The sequence below is a fragment of the Arenimonas composti TR7-09 = DSM 18010 genome, assembly GCF_000426365.1.
In the GTDB taxonomy this organism is placed as follows: Bacteria; Pseudomonadota; Gammaproteobacteria; order Xanthomonadales; family Xanthomonadaceae; genus Arenimonas; species Arenimonas composti.
The window spans coordinates 59459-78071 of the sequence record NZ_AUFF01000007.1 but is presented as its reverse complement, the minus strand read 5'-3'; the positions used below and the strand labels follow the sequence as shown (position 1 = coordinate 78071).

General features: G+C 70.7%; 15 protein-coding genes. 7 read left to right on the top strand and 8 right to left on the bottom strand.

The window, feature by feature from the left end; genetic code table 11:
• Positions 1-76: 76 nt before the first annotated feature.
• Genes K311_RS0110365 through K311_RS0110350 form a run of 4 tightly spaced genes read right to left on the bottom strand, consistent with a single transcriptional unit; the run spans position 77 to position 4987 of the window.
• Positions 77-1528, bottom strand: a complete 1452-nt coding sequence (locus K311_RS0110365) for a TrkH family potassium uptake protein (RefSeq protein WP_211223655.1) — start codon at positions 1526-1528, stop codon at positions 77-79.
• A complete protein-coding gene (trkA, locus tag K311_RS0110360) occupies positions 1525-2904 on the bottom strand; it encodes a Trk system potassium transporter TrkA (RefSeq protein ID WP_026817256.1) in 1380 nt (459 codons plus the stop codon). Before trkA ends, K311_RS0110365 begins: the two co-directional genes overlap by 4 nt.
• 60 nt (positions 2905-2964) lie before the next feature.
• Entirely contained in the window at positions 2965-4119 is a 1155-nt protein-coding gene (locus K311_RS0110355) for a hypothetical protein (RefSeq protein WP_026817255.1), read from the bottom strand.
• A 22-nt stretch (positions 4120-4141) separates the two neighbouring features.
• Positions 4142-4987, bottom strand: a complete 846-nt coding sequence (locus K311_RS0110350) for a glycosyltransferase family 2 protein (protein WP_026817254.1) — start codon at positions 4985-4987, stop codon at positions 4142-4144.
• An 85-nt stretch (positions 4988-5072) separates the two neighbouring features.
• Between K311_RS0110350 and K311_RS16465 the strand changes: the two genes are divergently transcribed.
• Entirely contained in the window at positions 5073-6008 is a 936-nt protein-coding gene (locus tag K311_RS16465) for a glycosyltransferase (RefSeq protein WP_051239941.1), read from the top strand.
• Between the two features lie 60 nt (positions 6009-6068).
• Here K311_RS16465 and rsmB read toward each other — a convergent pair whose 3' ends face one another.
• From rsmB to def, 3 genes are read right to left on the bottom strand one after another with little or no spacing between them, the layout of a single operon-like run.
• Complete coding sequence (gene rsmB / locus K311_RS0110340) at positions 6069-7391, bottom strand: 16S rRNA (cytosine(967)-C(5))-methyltransferase RsmB (protein ID WP_026817253.1); 1323 nt, start codon at positions 7389-7391, stop codon at positions 6069-6071.
• Positions 7388-8308 carry a methionyl-tRNA formyltransferase gene (fmt, locus tag K311_RS0110335; RefSeq protein WP_026817252.1) on the bottom strand — a complete coding sequence of 307 codons (921 nt, stop codon included), beginning with the start codon at positions 8306-8308 and terminating at the stop codon, positions 7388-7390. Before fmt ends, rsmB begins: the two co-directional genes overlap by 4 nt.
• A 9-nt stretch (positions 8309-8317) precedes the next feature.
• Positions 8318-8824, bottom strand: coding sequence for a peptide deformylase (gene def / locus K311_RS0110330; protein ID WP_026817251.1), 507 nt, complete (start codon positions 8822-8824; stop codon positions 8318-8320).
• A gap of 135 nt (positions 8825-8959) precedes the next feature.
• Here def and K311_RS0110325 point away from each other — a divergent pair, with 135 nt between their 5' ends.
• The 6 genes from K311_RS0110325 (at position 8960) to K311_RS17790 (ending at position 16967) form a co-directional block, all read left to right on the top strand.
• Complete coding sequence (locus K311_RS0110325; RefSeq protein WP_026817250.1) at positions 8960-10069, top strand: LysM peptidoglycan-binding domain-containing protein; 1110 nt, start codon at positions 8960-8962, stop codon at positions 10067-10069.
• A gap of 69 nt (positions 10070-10138) precedes the next feature.
• Positions 10139-11254, top strand: coding sequence for a DNA-processing protein DprA (gene dprA / locus K311_RS16460; RefSeq protein ID WP_043797537.1), 1116 nt, complete (start codon positions 10139-10141; stop codon positions 11252-11254).
• 36 nt (positions 11255-11290) lie between these two features.
• Positions 11291-11764, top strand: a complete 474-nt coding sequence (locus K311_RS0110315; protein ID WP_026817249.1) for a DUF494 family protein — start codon at positions 11291-11293, stop codon at positions 11762-11764.
• A 3-nt stretch (positions 11765-11767) separates the two neighbouring features.
• Positions 11768-12442 (top strand): pilin, encoded by a 675-nt coding sequence (locus tag K311_RS18165; protein ID WP_081683407.1) that lies wholly within the window; start codon positions 11768-11770, stop codon positions 12440-12442.
• A gap of 137 nt (positions 12443-12579) precedes the next feature.
• Positions 12580-15126: a DNA topoisomerase I gene (locus K311_RS0110305; protein ID WP_026817248.1), complete on the top strand. Its 2547-nt coding sequence runs from the start codon at positions 12580-12582 to the stop codon at positions 15124-15126.
• A gap of 107 nt (positions 15127-15233) precedes the next feature.
• Complete coding sequence (locus tag K311_RS17790) at positions 15234-16967, top strand: trypsin-like serine peptidase (protein ID WP_051239939.1); 1734 nt, start codon at positions 15234-15236, stop codon at positions 16965-16967.
• Between the two features lie 39 nt (positions 16968-17006).
• On the opposite strand, the gene K311_RS16445 is transcribed toward K311_RS17790, so the two are convergent.
• Positions 17007-18590, bottom strand: a complete 1584-nt coding sequence (locus K311_RS16445) for an amidohydrolase family protein (RefSeq protein WP_043797535.1) — start codon at positions 18588-18590, stop codon at positions 17007-17009.
• Positions 18591-18613 lie beyond the last annotated feature (23 nt).

Genomic DNA, 18613 nt, shown 5'->3' with positions numbered 1-18613 from the left:
CAGAGACAGTTATTCGGGGTGGTAACCCCGGGAAGCGGAAAGCACGCCCGAATAACTGTCTCTGACACCGTTATTCTCACTCCTGCCAGAACTGCGGGGTGAACAGCACCAGCAGGGTGAAGACCTCGAGGCGGCCGAGCACCATCGCGAAACTGCAGATCCACACCGCCGCGTCGTCCATGTCGCGGAAATGCATCGCCACCTCGCCCATGCCGGGCCCGAGGTTGTTCAGCGACGCCGCGATCGCCGACCACGCCGTGACCAGGTCGACACCCAGCGCCGCCAGCAGCAGGGTCATCACCAGGTAGCTGAGGATGTAGAGCGTGCAGAAGCCGGCGACCGAGATCACCACGCTCTCGGACACGCGCTTGCCGCCGACCTTGACCAGGAACTGCCCCTTCGGGTGCACCAGCTGCTTGATCTCGCGCAGGCCCTGGCGCACCACCATCTGCACGCGCGCGACCTTGATGCCGCCCGAGGTCGAGCCGGCGCAGCCGCCGACGAAAGCCAGCATCACCAGCAGCAGCGGCGCGAAGCCGGGCCAGTCCGTGAAGCCGACCGTCGTGTATCCGGTCGTCGTGACGTTGGAGACCACCTGGAACGCGGCGTGGCGCATCGCCTCCGCGAACGGGAACCTGCCGCCGAGCCACAGCGCCAGCCCGACCGCCAGGGTCGCCGCGATGCACAGCCGCAGCAGCAGTTTCAGCTCGGCGTCGGCGAGGTAGTGGTTCACCGTCGCGCGCCGCCACGCATACCAGTGCAGGCCGAAGCTGCAGCCGCCGAGGAACATGAAGACGGTCGCGATCACCTCGATCGTGGCGCTGTCGAAGTGGCCCAGGTTGAGGTCGTAATTGCCGAAGCCGGCGGTGCCGACCGTGGTCATGCCGTGGCAGATCGCGTCGAAGAGCGACATGCCGGCCAGCCAGTAGCAGATCGCGCAGATCAGGATCAGGCCGGTGTAGACCGCCCACAGCGCCTTCGCGGTATCGGCGATGCGCGGGGTGAGCTTGCTGTCCTTGGTCGGGCCGGTGCTCTCGGCGCGGAAGAGCTGCATGCCGCCGACCTTCAGCATCGGCAGGATCGCCACCGCGAGGATCACGATGCCCATGCCGCCGAGGTAGCACAGCAGCGCGCGATAGAAGAGCACCGAGCGCGGCAGCGCCTCGAGGCCGACGATCACGGTGGCGCCGGTGGTGGTCAGCCCCGACGTCGCCTCGAACACCGCGTCGGTCCAGCTCATGTACGGCGGCGCCAGCCGGAACGGGATCGAGGCCACGAGGATCGACAGCACCCAGGTGCCGGCGGTGATCAGGAAGCCGTCGCGCAGGCGCAGCTCGTAGCGCACGCTGCGCACCGGATACCACAGGATCAGGCCGATCACCGCGGCGATCGCGAACGCGTCGAAGAAGGCCTGCGCGGTCGCGTCGCCGTCGTACAGCGCCAGCGCGAGCGGCGGCAGCGGAATCAGGGCGCTGAGCCCGATGATCGCGCCGAAGATGCGCCGGATCGCCTGCAGGCGACGGCTCACAGCCAGGTCGCCCCGGTCTGGAACAGGGCGCTGACGCGCGCCATTTCGCCCTTGTCCATCACGAACAGGATCACGTGGTCGTCGGCCTCGACGACGAGATCGTGGTGGGCGATCAGCAGTTTGTCGCCGCGGACGATGCCGCCGATGATCGTGTTCGCCGGCAGCTCCAGTTCCTCGAGCGCGCGCCCGATCACCCGCGAGGTCCGGCGGTCGCCGCGCGCCACCGCCTCGATCGCCTCGGCAGCGCCGCGACGCAGCGAATGCACCGTCGCCGGCGCGCCCTCGCGGATGTGCGCGAGCAGGGCGCCGAGCGTCACCAGCTGCGGGCTGACCGCGATGTCGATCGGCCCGCCCTCGACGAGCTCGGCGTACGACGGCCGGTTGATCAGCGAGATCACCCGCGGGCAGCCGAGGCGCTTGGCGAGCATCGCCGACAGGATGTTGGCCTCGTCGTCGTTGGTCATCGCGCAGTAGACGTCGGTCTGGTCGATGTTCTCCTCGCGCAGCAGGTCCTCGTCGGCGCAGTCGCCGACCAGCACGATCGAGTTCAGCAGGTCCTCGGCGATGCCGCGCGCGCGCTCCCGCGAGCGCTCGAGGACCTTCACCGAATAGCGCGATTCGAGGTTGCGCGCGAGGTTGCGCCCGATGTTGCCGCCGCCGGCGATCAGGATGCGCCGCACCGGCCGCGACACCAGCCGCCGCAGCTCGCTCATCACCGTGAGGATGTTGCGGCGGTCGGCGAGGAAGAAGACCTCGTCGTCGACCTCGATCACCGTGCTCGCCTCGGGCTTCACCGGGCGGCCGTCGCGGAAGATCGCCGCCACGCGCGCATCGACGCCCGGCGGCAGGTGTTCGCGCAAGGTGCGCAGCTCGTGGCCGACGAGGGCGCCGCCGGGCACCGCGCGCACCGCCACCAGCTGGGCGCGGCCCTCGGCGAAATCGAGCACCTGCAGCGCACCGGGGAATTCGATCAGCCGTTCGACGTGGCGGCAGACCAGCTGTTCCGGGCTGATCGCGGCGCTGACCGCGGAATGGCCGGGATCGGCGAGGCCGGCGACGTCGAGGTACTGCGCCTCGCGCAGGCGGGCGACCCGGGTCGGGGTGCGGAACTGGTGCTGGGCGACCTGGCAGGCGATCAGGTTCACCTCGTCGCTGGACGTCACCGCGACCAGCAGCTCGGCCTCTTCCGCGCCGGCCTGGGCGAGCACGCTCGGCAGCGAGGCGTGGCCGACGACGGTGCGGATGTCGAGCTTCTCGGCGAGGTCGCGCAGGCGCTGGTGGTCGGTGTCGACGACGGTGATGTCGTTGTTCTCGGAGGCCAGCGAGGTAGCGACCGAGGTGCCGACCTGACCCGCGCCGAGGATGAGGATCTTCATGCCGCGACCTTCCCTTGTCCCGTGCGCCGACGTCTGCCGGCCGCTGCCGGCACGACTAGTCTAGCCGTCCGCCCAGGCAGGGGGCAGCGCGGCCGCCCCGGCCAGCGCCCGCGGGTCGCCTTCGACGCTGCGGATGCCGTGGCGGGCGAACAGCGCGCGCGCCCGCGCCGCGTAACCGTCGCGGCTGATGCCGAGGTCGAAGACCGGCCGCCACGGGTCCAGCCAGCGCGCCGCCAGCAACGCCGTCGAGCCTTCGCCGGCGAGCACGGTCGACGGCGGCAGCAGCGGCAGCAGCAGCTCCATCGGCAGCAGCGCCGGCAGCGCCACCGCGTCGCCGGCGCGCAGCAGGTCGCCGGGGTCCGGCTCGACTTCGCGCGGATGGTATTTCAGGCCGATGCGCAGGTCGCCGGCCGACAGCGTCGCGATCAGCTCGCGCAGGGCCGCCGCCAGCGCGGGATTCGCGCGCAACTGGTTCGAATGCGGCAGCACCAGCACCAGGCCGCAGCCGGCCAGCGCGCGGCGGTCGAGGCCGAATTCGCGGCCGGCGCGCAGGCACAGCCGCAGCAGGGCCCGGTTCGCGAACCACGCGGTCGGCAGCGGCGTGCGCCGGCGGCCGGGATCGGCGTCGCGCGCCTCGTCCGGGAAGGCCAGGAAGGACTCGCCGATCCACCGGGTCGTGCCGGCCTGGTCGGCGCGTTGCCACCAGCGGCCGTAGGTGAGCCGTTTCACCGCCCAGTCGATGCGCCGCACCAGCGGCCGCTGGCGGACGTCGCCGAGGTAGGTGTACAGGCCGTCGTCGAGGTAGCGGCCGCAGCGGCTGCCGCTGCGTTGCGCGCACAGGTGCAGCGCGTACTGGGTCTCGACCTTGCGGTCGTTGCCGACCCAGACGGTGGCCGGGCGCAGCGCGGCGTCGATCGCGGCGAGCTTCGCCAAAGTCTGTCGGCGCAGTTCTCGCTTCACGCGCACCCGGTGCAGCAGCGCCGCGACCCCGCGCTGGCGGTCGCCGGCGCCGCGCTGGTGCTCGGTGTAGCGGCCGGGCAGACGGTGGATGTCGCGGAACGGGTTGTCGCGCCAGCGCCGCAGCAGCGCCTCGAAGCGCGGCGCCAGGTCGAAGTCCTCGATCAGCACGAGCTCGGCGGTCTCACCGGCGGCGAGTGCGGCACCCGCGGCTTCGATCGCGATCAGCGGCGTCGAGGCCAGGTACAGGCCGCTCACGACGCGTATCCGTGCCGGCGCGTCATGCGGCTGCCGCCGGGGCCGGCCCCTTGCGCAGGCCGTGTTCGGTCCAGGTCAGCTTCGCCTGGCGCGTGTGTGCGCGCAGGCGGGCGTTGGCGGCGCGCTTCTCCGCGTCGACGTAGCCGCGGTCGTGGTCGAGGTGCACGCAGATCGCCGAGAAGCGGATCTGCTTGCCGCGCACGCCGCTGTTCTCGAGGCGGTCGCCCATCTCGAGGTCTTCCTCGCCGTAGGTCATGCGTTCGTCGAAGCCGTTCACGCGCTCGATGTCGGCCTTCCAGCCGGAGGCGTTGTTGCCGGCCCAGCGCGGCGGCGTCGGCGTGCTCGCGTTGAGCAGGCGTTCGCGCCAGCCCGGCTGTGCCCACAGCTTCAGGGTCAGCTTCTTCAGCGGATAGCCGTGCGCGCGCAGCCAGGCCAGCCGGCAGTGGTCGCCGCGCTCGATCACCTCGCGGCTGATCGCATGCGAGGTCGCACGCGGCAGCTTGCAGTAACCGCCACCGAGAAAGCGCCCGGGTTCGCGATGGCGCAGGTGCTGCGACACGAAGTCGGCGCGCGGCACGCAGTCGCCGTCGGAGACGATGATGTAGTCACTCTTCGCGGCCGCGATCGCCTTGTTGAGGATCGTGCACTTCCGGAAGCCGTCGTCCTCGTGCCAGACATGCTGCAGCGGGAAGGGCAGCAGCGGCCGCAGCGCCTCGATGCGCGCGCGGGTCTCGTCGCGGGAGCCGTCGTCGGCGATCACCAGTTCGAAATCATGGCGGTCCTGGCAGCGGTAGCCCCAGAGGCAGCGCTCGAGCCAGTCCGGCTGGTTGTAGGTGCTGATGATGACGCTGGCGACGGGGGTCGACATGGTCTGGCCGGGCGGGTTTCGCCGGCATTCTGCGGGAACGCGGGCGGGCGCTACAATCGCGGCGACCTCGCCGCCGCCGACCGACATGACCGCGACCTCGCCCGTGCGCATCTTCTGCGGTGCCGACCGCAGCCAGCAGCTCGCCTTCCGTGTACTCGCGCATTCGATCGAACGCCACACGTCGCGGCCGGTCGAGATCCGGCTGATCGACAACGGCGACGCGCCGATGCCGGCCGACCCGCGGCATGCGCCCTACACCGAGTTCAGCTTCGCCCGCTTCGCGATCCCGGCAATGTGCGGCCACGCCGGCAAGGCGATCTACATGGACTCGGACATGCTGGTGTTCGCCGACATCGGCGAGCTCTGGGACAGCCCGCTCGACGACGCGAAGATCGCGATCGAGGTCGGCTCGCGCGACCAGGAAACCCGTGGCCGCCACGCGGCGGTGATGCTGCTGGACTGCGCGCGTCTGGACTGGAAGGTCGCGGACATCGTCGCCGGCCTCGGCGAGCGCTACGACTACAACGCGCTGATGGCGATCGACCCGTTGCTGCAGCCGGGCGAAATGCAGGAGCGCATCCCCGCCGGCTGGAACGACCTCGACCGCTACGAGGCGGGGCGCACCCGCAACCTGCACTACACCGAGATCCGCACCCAGCCCTGGGTCTACGCCGGCCACCCGCACGGCGACCTGTGGGTGCGCGAACTGCGCGGCATGCTCGACGAGGGCGACATCGAGCCGGAGGAGATCCGCGCCGAAGTCGAGGCCGGTTATGCGCGCCCGTCGCTGCTGGTCGAACTGGCACTGGAGCCGGCGCCGGCCGGCGGCCGCGGCACCGAGGCCCTGCAGGCGCTCGACCGCGAATACGGCTTCGTCGCCCACCGCAAGCTGCTCGCCCGCTTCGCCGAGCGCAAGAAGGCGATCGCCCGCTGGCGCCGCGACGAAGCCACCCGCGCGCGGCCGTGGCTGGGCTGGTGGTACGCGCTCGTCTACCGCTATCGCTACGGCAAAGGCGAGTGAAGAGTGGAGAGTAACGAGTAACGAGTGAGTGCCCGCGCCGAAGGCGCGACTCGTTACTCGTTACTCTCCCCTCGTTACTCGCTTCACCAGTAGCGCGTAATAGAAGCCATCGCCGCCGTCCTCGCCCGGCAGGCGCTGCCGGCCGACCGGCATGCGGCGGCCGAAGCGGTCGTCGAGGGGAAGTTCCACCGCGTCGGGTGTGCGCGCCAGGAAGGCGGCGGTCTGGCGGCTGTTCTCGTCCTGCAGCACCGAGCAGGTCGCGTAGAGCAGGCGGCCACCGGGACGCAGCCGCGGCCACAGGGCGTCGAGCAGGGCCGCCTGGGTCTGCAGCAGCGGCGGCAGGTCGTCGGCGCGGCGGTGCCATTTGATGTCCGGCTGGCGGCGGATGATGCCGGTCGCCGAGCACGGCGCGTCGATCAGGATCGCGTCGAAATCGCGGCCGGCCAGGACGCCCGGATCGGTGGCGTCGACCGCGCGGGTGCGCACGCGTGCGTCGAGACGCAGGCGCTGCAGCAGCTGCTGTACCTGGCGCAGGCGACGCGGCGACACGTCCAGGGCCAGCACCTCGCCCTCGCGGCAGCGCTCGGCCAGCTGCGCGGTCTTGCCGCCGGGCGCGGCGCAGGCGTCGAGCACCTTCGCGTCGGCCGGCGGGTCGAGCGCGGCGACCGCCAGCTGGGCGGCGATGTCCTGCACCGCCACGTTGCCCTCCGCCCAGCCCGGGAGGCGCTCCACGGCGGCGCCGTCGGCCAGGCAGAGCGCGTCGCCCGCCAGCGGCGTCGACGTGGGCGCGAAGCCGGCCGCGACCAGGGCCGCGCCCAGGCGTTCGCGATCCGCCCCGGGGCCGGCGGCGCGCAACCACAGCGGTGCCGGCCGGTTGTTCGCCGCCAGGATCGCGTCGGCTTCCCCGGGCCAGTCGGCGCGCAGCGCGGCGACCAGCCAGTCGGGATGGCTCGTCGCCACCGCCGGGTCGGCACTCTCCGGCCAGGCCTCGCGCCCGGCCCGGCGGAGCAGTGCGTTCACCAGCCCGACCAGGCCGCTGCGGCCGAGCACGCGCGCCGCCTCGGCGGTCGCGGCGACCGCGGCATGGGCCGGCAGCCGCAGCGCATCGAGCTGCGCCAGCCCGGCCAGCAGCAGGCAGTGCACCGCGAAATCGCGGCGGCCGAGCGGCTTCTGCAGCCAGCCGGCGAGCACGAATTCGTAGCGCCGGCGGTGGCGCAGCACCGCGAAGCAGATCGCCTCGAGCAGCGCGCGGTCGCGCGGATCGGCGATCGCCGGGAGCTGCTCGGCGAGCGTCGCCTTCAGCGAGCGGCCGTCGCCGAGGACCGCCACCAGCACCCGCGCGGCCTGCGCGCGCAGCGCGGCGCCGGGCACGGCGGCGCTCATGGGCGGGCCAGCGCCGGGCGAGCGTTGAGGTAGTCGCGCGCCGGCAGCGGGCGGCCGCCGTCGCGCTGCAGGACGAGCAGGCGCAGCGCCCCCTCGTGGCAGGCGACGTCGATGCCGTCCCTGCCCGCGGCGAGTATGGTCCCCGGCGCCGCGCCGTGTTCGCGCGCGAGCGGCGCAGCGGCGTGGATGCGCACGCGTTCGCCGGCGAGTTCGGCTTCGGCGACGGGCCAGGGCGTGAAAGCGCGAACCCGCCGCGCCAGCACCTGGGCGGGGCGATTCCAGTCGAGCCGGGCCTCGCCCTTCTCGAGCTTGTGCGCGTAGGTGACGCCCTCGGCCGGCTGCGGCTGCGGCACCGGGCGGATGCCGGCGCGCAGCAGCTTCAGGCCGTCCGCCAGCACCTCGGCGCCGAGGGCGGACAGGCGATCGTGCAGGCTGCCGCCGGTGTCGTCGGCGCCGATCGGCGTGCGCAGCGACAGCAGCACCGGTCCGGTGTCCAGGCCCTTCTCCATCTGCATCAGACAGACGCCGGTTTCTTCATCCCCGGCCTCGATCGCGCGCTGGATCGGCGCCGCACCCCGCCAGCGTGGCAGCAGCGAGGCGTGCACATTCCAGCAGCCATACGTCGGGATGTCGAGCACCGACTGCGGCAGGATCAGGCCGTAGGCGACCACGATCAGCAGGTCGGGCTGCAACGCGCGCAGCGCGGCGCGGGCGTCGGCGGCACGGAAGTTTTCCGGCTGCATCACCGGCAGGCCCCGCGCCAGCGCCTCGACCTTCACCGGCGACGGCGCCAGCTGGCGGCCGCGCCCGGCGGGGCGGTCGGGCTGGGTGTAGACGGCGACGACCTCGCCCTTCTCGGCCGCAGCCCGCAGGCAGGGCACCGCGAAGCCGGGGGTACCGGCGAAGACCAGCCGCAACGCCACCGGTCAGGCAGCCGCTTCGCGGGCCTGCTTCGCGAGCTTCTTGCGGACCTGCTCGCGCTTCAGCGGCGACAGGTAGTCGACGAAGACCTTGCCGGCCAGGTGGTCCATCTCGTGCTGGATGCAGACCGCCAGCAGGCCATCGGCCTCGAGCTCGAAGGCCTGGCCGTCGCGGTCGAGCGCCCGCACCCGCACCTTCTCGGCGCGGGTGACGTCCGCATAGATGCCGGGCACCGACAGGCAGCCTTCCTGGTAGACCTGCTTGCCGGAGGACTCGAGGATTTCCGGGTTGATGAACACCAGTGGCCGCGACTTGTCCTCGCTTACGTCGAGGACCAGCAGACGCTGGTGGACATCCACCTGGGTCGCAGCCAGACCGATGCCCGGGGCCGCGTACATGGTCTCGAACATGTCGTCGATCAGCCGGCGCATGGCGTCGTCGACCCCCTCGACGGGCTTGGCCACCGTCCGCAGGCGGGCATCGGGGAATTCGAGGATGTTGAGTTTGGCCATGGCTGGCTAATGGGGATCGCAGGACGGACCGGCAAGTGCCGGCCGCTCATTATAGCGCCGGCGGGCTTGCAATCCGGCACGCGATTTGGGCTATAGTCGTTCAACCTGTCCGGGGAAATCAGGTGGATAGCCGCCATGTTTAAACGGCTTCTTGCAGTTGGGACTGCATTGCTGCTCACGCTCACCGGTGGCGTCATCGCTGCCGAGCTGAGTGAAGGTCACCCGACGACCTATGTCGTCAAGAAGGGGGACACACTGTGGGACATCGCTGGCCGCTTCCTCCAGAAGCCCTGGCTGTGGCCCGAGATCTGGCAGGCGAATCCGCAGATCGAGAATCCGCACCTCATCTATCCGGGTGACGTGCTGAGCCTCGTCTATGTCGACGGCGAACCGCGTATCGGGGCGAGTGGCCCCCGTGTCGGCGAGGCGATCAACACGATTCCGCTGGCCGAGATCGAGCCGTTCCTGAAGCTGTTCACGGTCGTCGAGGACACGTCCTCGCTGCCCTACGTGATCGGCCTCGAGGACAACCGCCTGCTGAGCACCGCCGGCCAGCGCGTCTTCGTTCGCGGGATGCAGGGCGCAAGGCCCGGCGATCTCGTCGACTTCGGCCGCCCGATCCACCGCTTCGGCGGCGGCAAGGGGCGCTCGGGTCCGGGCCGCTCGACGCTCGATCCGCGCGGCATGCCGGTGCACGGCCACTGGCGTACCGAGCCGGTGATGCACGAGGCCACCGGCGAGTTCCTCGGCGACGAAGTGCAGTTCCACGCGACCGGCGAAGTCACCCAGATCCAGGGTGAGATCACCGTCGTCGTGCTGCGCGAGGAAGGCCGGGAAATCCGCGTCGGCGACCGCGTGCTGCCGCACGAGGACCAGCCCTACGACCTGCAGTTCCTGCCGCGCGCTCCGGACAATATTCCGGGCAACGCCCAGGTGCTCGCGGTGGCGGACCAGTACGACCACGGCGGCACCCGCTTCGTCGTCGCGCTGAACGTCGGTGCCCGTGACGGCATCCGCAACGGCCACGTCTTCTCGATCTGGCAGGACGGCGCCGAGCGTGCCGACATCATCGCCCACCAGAACGCGATGGCCGCGCGCAACGACTCGGTGCGGCTGCCGGACGAGTTCGTCGGCCACCTGATGGTGTTCCGCACCTTCGACAAGGTGAGCTACGCGCTGGTGATGAGCGGCATCCGCCCGGTCGCGGTCGGCGCCTCGCTGAAGCACCCGGACGCGGTCCAGTAAGTTCCGACCGCTCCACGCAGGCTTCTCCTACATCGCGGCGCCTTCGGGCGCCGCGATCATTTCCGGGCCGTGAACGCCGAACGTGCCCTGCTGGTCCTGAGCCGTGCCCGCCTGCCCGACGCGGTCGCCCGCGCCCTGCTGCAGGCCTGGCCCGACCCGGTCGCGGCGCTGGAAGCCGCGCGCCATGGCGGTGCGGGACGCCTCGATGCCGGGAGCCGACAGGCCCTGATGCGGCCCGATCCGGCCCGGCTCGACGCCGACCTCGCCTGGCTCGGTGGCGGCCGGCGCCGGGTACTGGCCTGTAGCGACCCCGACTATCCGGCCCTGCTCGCGCAGACGCCCTGGGCGCCGCCGCTGCTGTTCGTCGACGGAGACGTCGACCTGCTGTGGTTCCCGCAGATCGCGATCGTCGGCAGCCGCCGCCCCAGTGCCGCCGGCCGCGAGCGCGCCTTCGCCTACGCGGCGGCGTTCGCCGGGGCCGGCTGGGCGGTGACCAGCGGACTCGCCGGCGGCATCGACACCCAGGCCCACCTCGGTGCGCTGACCGCCTGGCGCACGGTCGCGGTCGTCGGCACCGGCCCCGACCGCGTTTTCCCGCCGGGAAACACCGGGCTGCAGGCGCGGATCGCCGCCGCCGGCACCGTCGTCAGCGAGCATCCCCCCGGGACGCCGGCGATCGCCGCCCACTTCCCGAGCCGCAACCGGATCATCGCCGGACTATCCCTCGCGACCCTGGTGGTCGAGGCGGCGCTGCGCTCCGGCGCCCTGATCACCGCCCGGCTCGCTGCCGAGGCCGGGCGCGAGGTGTTCGCGATCCCGGGCTCCCCGGACAATCCGCTGGCGCGCGGCTGCCACCGCCTGATCCGCGCGGGCGCCGGCCTGGTCGAGGAACCGGCGGATGTGGTCAGCGAGCTCGCCCCGGTCGCCGCCAGCCTCGCCGACCAGCTGCGTGGGAGGCTCGGAACGGCACCGCCGAGGGTCGCCGCAGGCGCGGCTGCCGTTCAGCCCGGACCGACCGCCGACCACAGCCGGTTGTGGTCTGCACTGGGTCACGACCCCATCCCTTTGGATGTGCTGGTCCAGCGCACAGGATTGACGGTCGCCACCCTGTCCTCCATCCTGCTGACCATGGAGCTGGACGGGCAGGTGGTGGTCGACAACGGTCGCTACGCCCGCCGGTCCTGACCTTCCCACCGCGCCGTACGGCGCAGGCTGAGGGTAATGAAAGAGACCATTCTTGATGTCCTGCTGTACCTGTTCGAGCACTACTTCTACGACGACCCCGACGCCGTCCGCGACCGCGATTCGCTGCAGAACGGCCTGATCCAGGCCGGATTCAGTCCCACCGAGATCAACAAGGCCTTCGACTGGCTGGACGAGCTCGCCCGCCAGCGCCCGGCTGCCGCGACGCCTCGCCGCGCCCACCCGGTGCGGATCTACGTGGCACACGAGCTCGAGCGCCTGGACGCGGACTGCCGCGGCTTCCTGATGTTCCTCGAACAGAGCGGCGTGATCGACCCGGACCAGCGCGAACTGGTGATCGACCGGGTGATGGCCCTGGATCAGGACGAGGTCGACGTCGACGACCTGAAGTGGGTCGTGCTGATGGTGCTGTTCAACCAGCCCGGTTCCGAAGCCGCGTACGCCTGGATGGAAAGCCAGATGTTCGAGGACGAACCCGAGCCGGTGCACTGAACGATGCGTGAGGTTTCCTGGTACTACGTCGACCGCAGCCAGCAGCGCATCGGTCCGGTCGCGCCGTCCGACGTCGCCGAGGCGCATCGGGTCGGGGCGATCGACGACCAGAGCCTGGTCTGGCGCGAGGGCCTCGCGTCCTGGCTGCCGCTGGGGCAGTTCCGCGGCGAACTCGGGATCATCGGCCCACCGACGGTGCTGCCGCCGCAGCCGCAGGCGCAGGGTCCGGCACCAGCCGGCTCCGGTTCGCGCACGGCCGCCTGGGTGCTCGGCCTCCTCGCGCTCGGTGTCGGCGGCATCTTCGTGCTGGCGGTGCTGGCGGCGATCGCCCTGCCGGCCTACCAGGACTACGTGTCCCGCTCGCAGGTCACCAGCGCCCTGGCCGACATCCGCGTCGGGGTGACGCCTTACGAGGAAGCGATCGCCGGGGGGTCCGGCAACCCGGCGACGCTGGCAGCGCTCGGCCTGCCCGACCGCACCGCACGCTGCAGCGAGGTCTTCGTCGAGGGGTCTTTCGCAGACGCCGGCAGCGGCCACCTGATCGGCTGCATCGTCGCCGGCACGCCGGCCGTCGACGGCGCCGTGCTCACCCTCGAACGCCAGGCCCAAGGGAACTGGACGTGCCGGGTCGCCGGCCTGCGCGACCGTCACCTGCCGAGCGGCTGCGAAAACGAGTAGCCTTGCGGCCCGCGGCCCGGCCCGGCTTGACAGTCCCGGCCGCGCTGGTGCCTTAATGAAATGAGTCCCGGCCCGCGTTTTGCGGGCCTCGTCATCTTGGCGCGTCTTCACGCGCCCAGCGGAGCATCCCCCCGGCCATGGCCAAGAACCTCCTCATCGTCGAGTCGCCAGCGAAGGCGAAGACGATCAACAAGTACCTCGGCAAGGACTTCCAGGTCCTGGCCTCGTACGGCCATGTCCGCGACCTGGTACCGAAGGAGGGCGCGGTCGACCCGGACAACGGTTTCGCGATGCGCTACGAGCTCATCGACAAGAACCAGAAGCATGTCGACGCGATCGCCAAGGCGGCGAAGGCGGCCGACGCCATCTACCTGGCGACCGACCCGGACCGCGAGGGAGAGGCGATCAGCTGGCACATCTCGGAAATCCTGAAGGAGCGCGGCCTGCTCAAGGACAAGGCCCTGCACCGGGTGGTGTTCACCGAGATCACCCCGCGGGCCATCCGCGAGGCGGTGCAGAACCCGCGCCACGTCGCCGGCGACCTCGTCGACGCCCAGCAGGCGCGGCGCGCGCTCGACTACCTGGTCGGCTTCAACCTGTCGCCGGTGCTCTGGCGCAAGGTGCAGCGCGGCCTGTCCGCCGGCCGCGTGCAGTCGCCGGCGCTGCGCATGATCGTCGAGCGCGAGGAAGAGATCGAAGCCTTCGTCGCCCGCGAGTACTGGAGCGTCGAGGCCGAGCTGGCGCATCCGCAGCAGGGCTTCACCGCCCGCCTGGTCAAGCTCGACGGGCAGAAGTTCGAGCAGTTCACGATCACCGACCGCGAATCGGCCGAAGCCGCCCGCGCGCGTCTGGTGGCCGCCGCCGGTTCGGCGCTGCGGGTCACCGACGTCACCAGCAAGGAGCGCAAGCGCCGTCCGGCGCCGCCCTTCATCACCTCGACCCTGCAGCAGGAGGCCGCGCGCAAGCTCGGCTTCACCACCTCGCGCACGATGCGGGTCGCGCAGAAGCTCTACGAGGGTGTTGCGATCGGCGACGAGGGCGCGGTCGGCCTGATCAGCTACATGCGTACCGACTCGGTGAACCTGTCGGTCGACGCGGTCGCCGAGATCCGCGACGTCATCGCCCGCGACTTCGGCACCCAGGCGGTGCCGGACAAGCCGAACGAATACAAGTCGAAGTCGAAGAACGCCCAGGAAGCGCACGAGGCGATCCGCCCGACCTCGGCCCTGCGCACGCCGGCCTCGGTCGCGAAATACCTCGACGACGACGGCCGCCGCCTCTACGAACTGATCTGGAAGCGCACCGTCGCCTCGCAGATGGTGCCGGCGACGCTCAATACGGTGTCGGTGGAACTCGCGGCCGGCAGCGAACACAGCTTCCGCGCCAGCGGCACCACCGTGGTCGACCCCGGCTTCCTCGCCGTCTACGAGGAAGGCAAGGACCAGAAGGCCGCCGAGGACGACGACGAGGGCCGCAAGCTGCCGCCGATGAAGCCCGGCCAGGACGTGCCGCTGGCCAGCATCCACACCGACCAGCACTTCACCGAGCCGCCGCCGCGCTTCTCGGAGGCCTCGCTGGTGAAGGCGCTGGAGGAATACGGCATCGGCCGCCCCTCGACCTACGCCAGCATCATCCAGGTGCTGCAGAACCGCGAGTACGTCTACCTCGACAACCGCCGCTTCCGTCCCAGCGACGTCGGCCGCGCGGTGGCCAAGTTCCTGACCGGCCACTTCATGCAGTACGTCGACTACGACTTCACCGCGAAGCTCGAGGACGAGCTCGACGCGGTGTCGCGCGGCGAGGAAGCCTGGGTGCCGCTGCTGGAGAAGTTCTGGCAGCCGTTCAAGACCACCGTGGAAGAGAAGAGCGAATCGGTCGACCGCTCGGAAGCCACCGGTGCCCGCCTGCTCGGCATCGATCCGAAATCCGGCAAGCCGGTGTCGGTGCGCCTCGGCCGCTACGGACCATTCGCGCAGATCGGCACCGCCGACGACGAGGACAAGCCGAAGTTCGCTTCGCTGCGTCCGGGCACCTCGATGCACACGATCACGCTCGAGGAAGCGCTGCCGCTGTTCGACCTGCCGCGCAAGCTCGGCGAGCTCGACGGCAAGCAGATCAGCGTGGCGATCGGCCGCTTCGGCCCGTTCGTGAAGCACGGCGACCTCTACGCCTCGCTGGGCAAGGAAGACGACCCGTACACGATCACGCCCGAACGCGCCGCCGAACTGGTGCGCGCCAAGCAGGAAATGATCGCCAATCGCACGATCAAGACCTTCCCGGGCACCGACATCCAGGTGCTCAACGGTCGCTACGGCCCCTACATCACCGACGGCGAGAAGAACGGCCGCATCCCGAAGGATCGCGATCCGGCGTCGCTGACGCAGGACGAGTGCGTCGCCCTGCTCGCCGAGGGCAAGCCGGTGCGCACCGGCGGCCGCTTCGGCCGCAAGGTTGCGAAGAAGGCGACGAAGAAGGCCAGCACCGCCGCCGCCGATGCGCCGACACCGGCGAAGAAGGCGACGAAGACCGCGAAGACGACGAAGGCCGTGAAGAAGACGGCCAAGGCGCCGGCACGCAAGGCGACCAGGAAAAGCGTGACGAAGGTCGCGAAGAAGGCGGCGCGCACGACTCCGGCCGCGACGAAGAAGACGACGAAGAAGGTCGCGAAGCGCGCCGGCGCGTGATCTTCACGACGCCGTCATTTCGTCTTCACGAAATCACGGAAACCCGGGACTAGTCGCGCGTCGCGATTGTGCCTAGATTCAGTGACCCGCCAAAAACGGAGTCACCGATGTCCTTCCGCACTTCCCTCGCCGCCGCGATCGCGCTCGCACTCGCCGCCGGCACTGCTGCCGCATCCGCTCCGGTCATGCGCGTTGCCGGCGAACCCGCCATCGCCGCGAAGGCCGACGCCGTCGTCACGTGGCGACAGAACTCCGCCACCGCGGTCGCGCGCCTCGAGTTCCCCGGACTCGCCGCCGAACGCATTCATGAAGTCGAGCTGCGCAACCAGCGCGCCGACAAGCCGACGCAGATCGGCGTCGAACGCCGCATCGACGAAGCCGGTGGCCGCGCGCTGCCTACGCTGCGCTGGAGCGCGGTGGACGGCGGCCGTGTCGCCCGCTTCGAAGTCGCGGCGATGGACGCGATGGGCCTGCGCGTCGGCCTGCGCGTCAACAACCTGCCCGATGGCGCGGAGATGCGCTTCGCCGGTTCGCTGGCGCCGAACGACGTCGTCCTCGCCGATGCCGCGGCGATCCGCTTCCAGAACGGCAACGGCACCCGCGTCTACTGGACGCCGGTCACCGACGGCGACACCCAGGTCATCGAGGTCTTCGTGCCGGCCGGCGCCGATGCGTCGAAGCTGCGGCTGTCGGTCGAGTCGATCTCGCACCTGCTGACGAACAGCATCGAGAACTTCTCGCTGGCGAAGGCGATCGGCGATTCGGGCAGCTGCAACGTCGACACCGCCTGCCGCGTCGGCACGCTCGGCCAGGACTTCGTCGACGCGAAGAACGCGGTCGCGCGCATGGTGTTCACCGACGGCGGCACCTACACCTGCACGGGCACCCTGCTCAACGACACCGTGCCGGCGACCCAGATCCCGTACTTCTACACCGCCGACCATTGCATCGGCAGCGCCTCGGTCGCCGCGACCCTGAACACCTACTGGGGCTTCGAGGCGACCAGCTGCGGCAGCGGCGTCGCGGCGGCCAACGTCCGCCTCGCCGGCGGCGCCGACTATCTGTACTCCGATCCGGGTTCCACCGGCACCGACGCGGCCCTGCTGCGCCTGAAGGATACGCCGCCTGCCGGCGCGTATTTCGCCGGCTGGAACGCGACGACGATCACCAACAACGCCGACGTGCTCGCGATCCACCACCCGGCCGGCGACCTGAAGAAGAGCTCGACCGGCCGCAAGCGCAGCCATGACGCCGACCTGATCAATGTCGGCTGGCTCAACGGCACGACCGAGGGCGGCAGCAGCGGCTCCGGCCTGTTCACGCTGGGCCCGGACGGCTACGAGCTGCGCGGCGGCCTGTACGGTGGCGGCGCGTCGTGCTCGAACAGCGGCAACATGAACAACTCGAACAACTACGACCTGTATTCGCGGATGGACGTGATCTATCCGAACATCCAGGGCTGGCTCGCGCCGGCGGCCACCGGCCCGGGCCCGACCGGTAACTACACGGGCGCGTGGTGGGTACCGTCGGAGTCGGGCTGGGGCCTGACCGCCTTCCAGTTCGACAACGAGTCGAACACGCTGTTCGTGATGTTCTTCATCTACGACAGCAGCGGCAAGGCGAAGTGGTACGAACTCGGCGGCGGCTGGTCGGACGTCGACGTGCGCAGCGGCGACATCTTCGAGTCGACCGCCGCCCCGTGGTCGACCAGCTACGACCCGGCGCAGCGTTCGTTCACGGCGGCGGGCAACGCCACGCTGACCTTCACCTCGGCCACCTCCGCGACGCTGCAGTTCACCGTCGAGGGCGTGACGCGGTCGGTGACGCTGTCGAAGCTGTAAGCCACGCCACCCGGGCGCCGCGTGCGCCCGGGTTCGTGTTCACGGCGCCGGCGATTCCGCCGGCGTCGTGTTTTCCGCCGCCGCTTTCGCTTCCGCGACCATCCGGCGCACGTCGGCCAGCAAGGCCTGGGCGTCGAAGATCACGCCATCGCGGATCGTGAACCGCACACCGCCGACCCGCTGCAGTTCGCCGTCCGCGCCGAGGCGCAGGTGGCCGGTGCCGTAGAGCACCTTCAGGTTCGCCAGCGGATTCTCGGAGAGCACGACGAGATCGGCGGTCTTGCCGACCTCGATCGAACCGGTGTCGTCGGCGATGCCGAGCGCTTCGGCGCCGGACAGCGTCGCCGCGCGGATCACTTCCAGCGGATGGAAGCCGGCCTCGCGCAGCAGTTCCAGTTCCTCGATCGTGCCGAAGCCGTAGACCTTGTAGATGTAGCCGGAGTCGCTGCCGACGGTGACGCGGCCGCCGCGGTTCTTGTAGTCGTTCACGAAGGCCATCCAGCGCCGGTAGTTGTCGCGCCAGGCGGCCTCCTGCTCGCTGCCCCAGTCGAAGAAGAAGCTGCCGTGGTTGTCGCGGTTCGGGGTGAAGAACGACATCAGCGCCGGGTGCGTGTACCCGGCATGCCAGTCGGCGTTGCGTACGCGCATCAGGTCGCGCGTGGCCTGGTAGATCGTGAAGGTCGGGTCGAGCGTGAAGTCGAGCTCGAGCAGCTCCCGCATCACGGCCTCGTAGCGCTCGCTTCCGGGCGCCGCTGCCTGCGCCCACAGCCGCCCGGCCTCGCCGAAGCGGTGCTGCTCGTTCATGAAGTTGTACTCGGGCGGGTACTGCTGCACGGTCTGGCCGTCGAACAGCGCTTCCGGCAGGCCGTACCAGTGCTCCAGCGTCGTCAGGCCCAGGCGCGCGGTGTCGAGGGCATCGACGCGGGCGACGTCGAGCTGGGCGAGATGGCAGGCACTGCGCATACCCTGCTTGCGGAGCTCGTCGAAGGCGGCCGCGAGCAGCTCGGGGCGCGCGCCGAAGCACTTCATGCCGACGATGCCGGCCGCATGCATGCGCCGCACCCAGGCGCGCGCCTGCTCCGGCGTCGTCACCGGTCGCGCCTCGCCGGCACCGAACACCGCATAGGGATACAGGCGCGGCGCGGTGATGGCCCGGTCGGCGCTGCGTCGCGCCTCCGACACGCACCACTCGACGCCGTTGAAGCAGCCCGCCTCGCGCACCGTGGTGATGCCGTGCGCGAGCCAGAGCTTGTAGATGTATTCGACCGGCACGCCCTGGTCGTCGCCGCCGGTGTGGCCATGCATGTCGACGATGCCGGGCATCACGTAATGCCCGGTGAGGTCGATCTCGCGGCCGCCGGGACTCAGCACCGGCCGGTACTGCGGCTGGATCGGCGAGTTCGGCGTACCGACGATCTTCACCGCGGCGATGCGGCCGCCTTCGATGACGATGTCGACCGGGCCATAGGCCGGCGCGCCGGTGCCGTTGATCAGCGTGACGCCGCGCAGGATCAGCTGCTCGTACGGCCCCTCGCCTTCCGCGCGGGGCGGCGCCGGCGCGACCGCGGCATCGGCGGTGGCGGCGAGCATCAGGAGGGACAGCAAGAGCAGCAGTCGGCGCATGGTGGATTTCCGGTGGAGTCGAA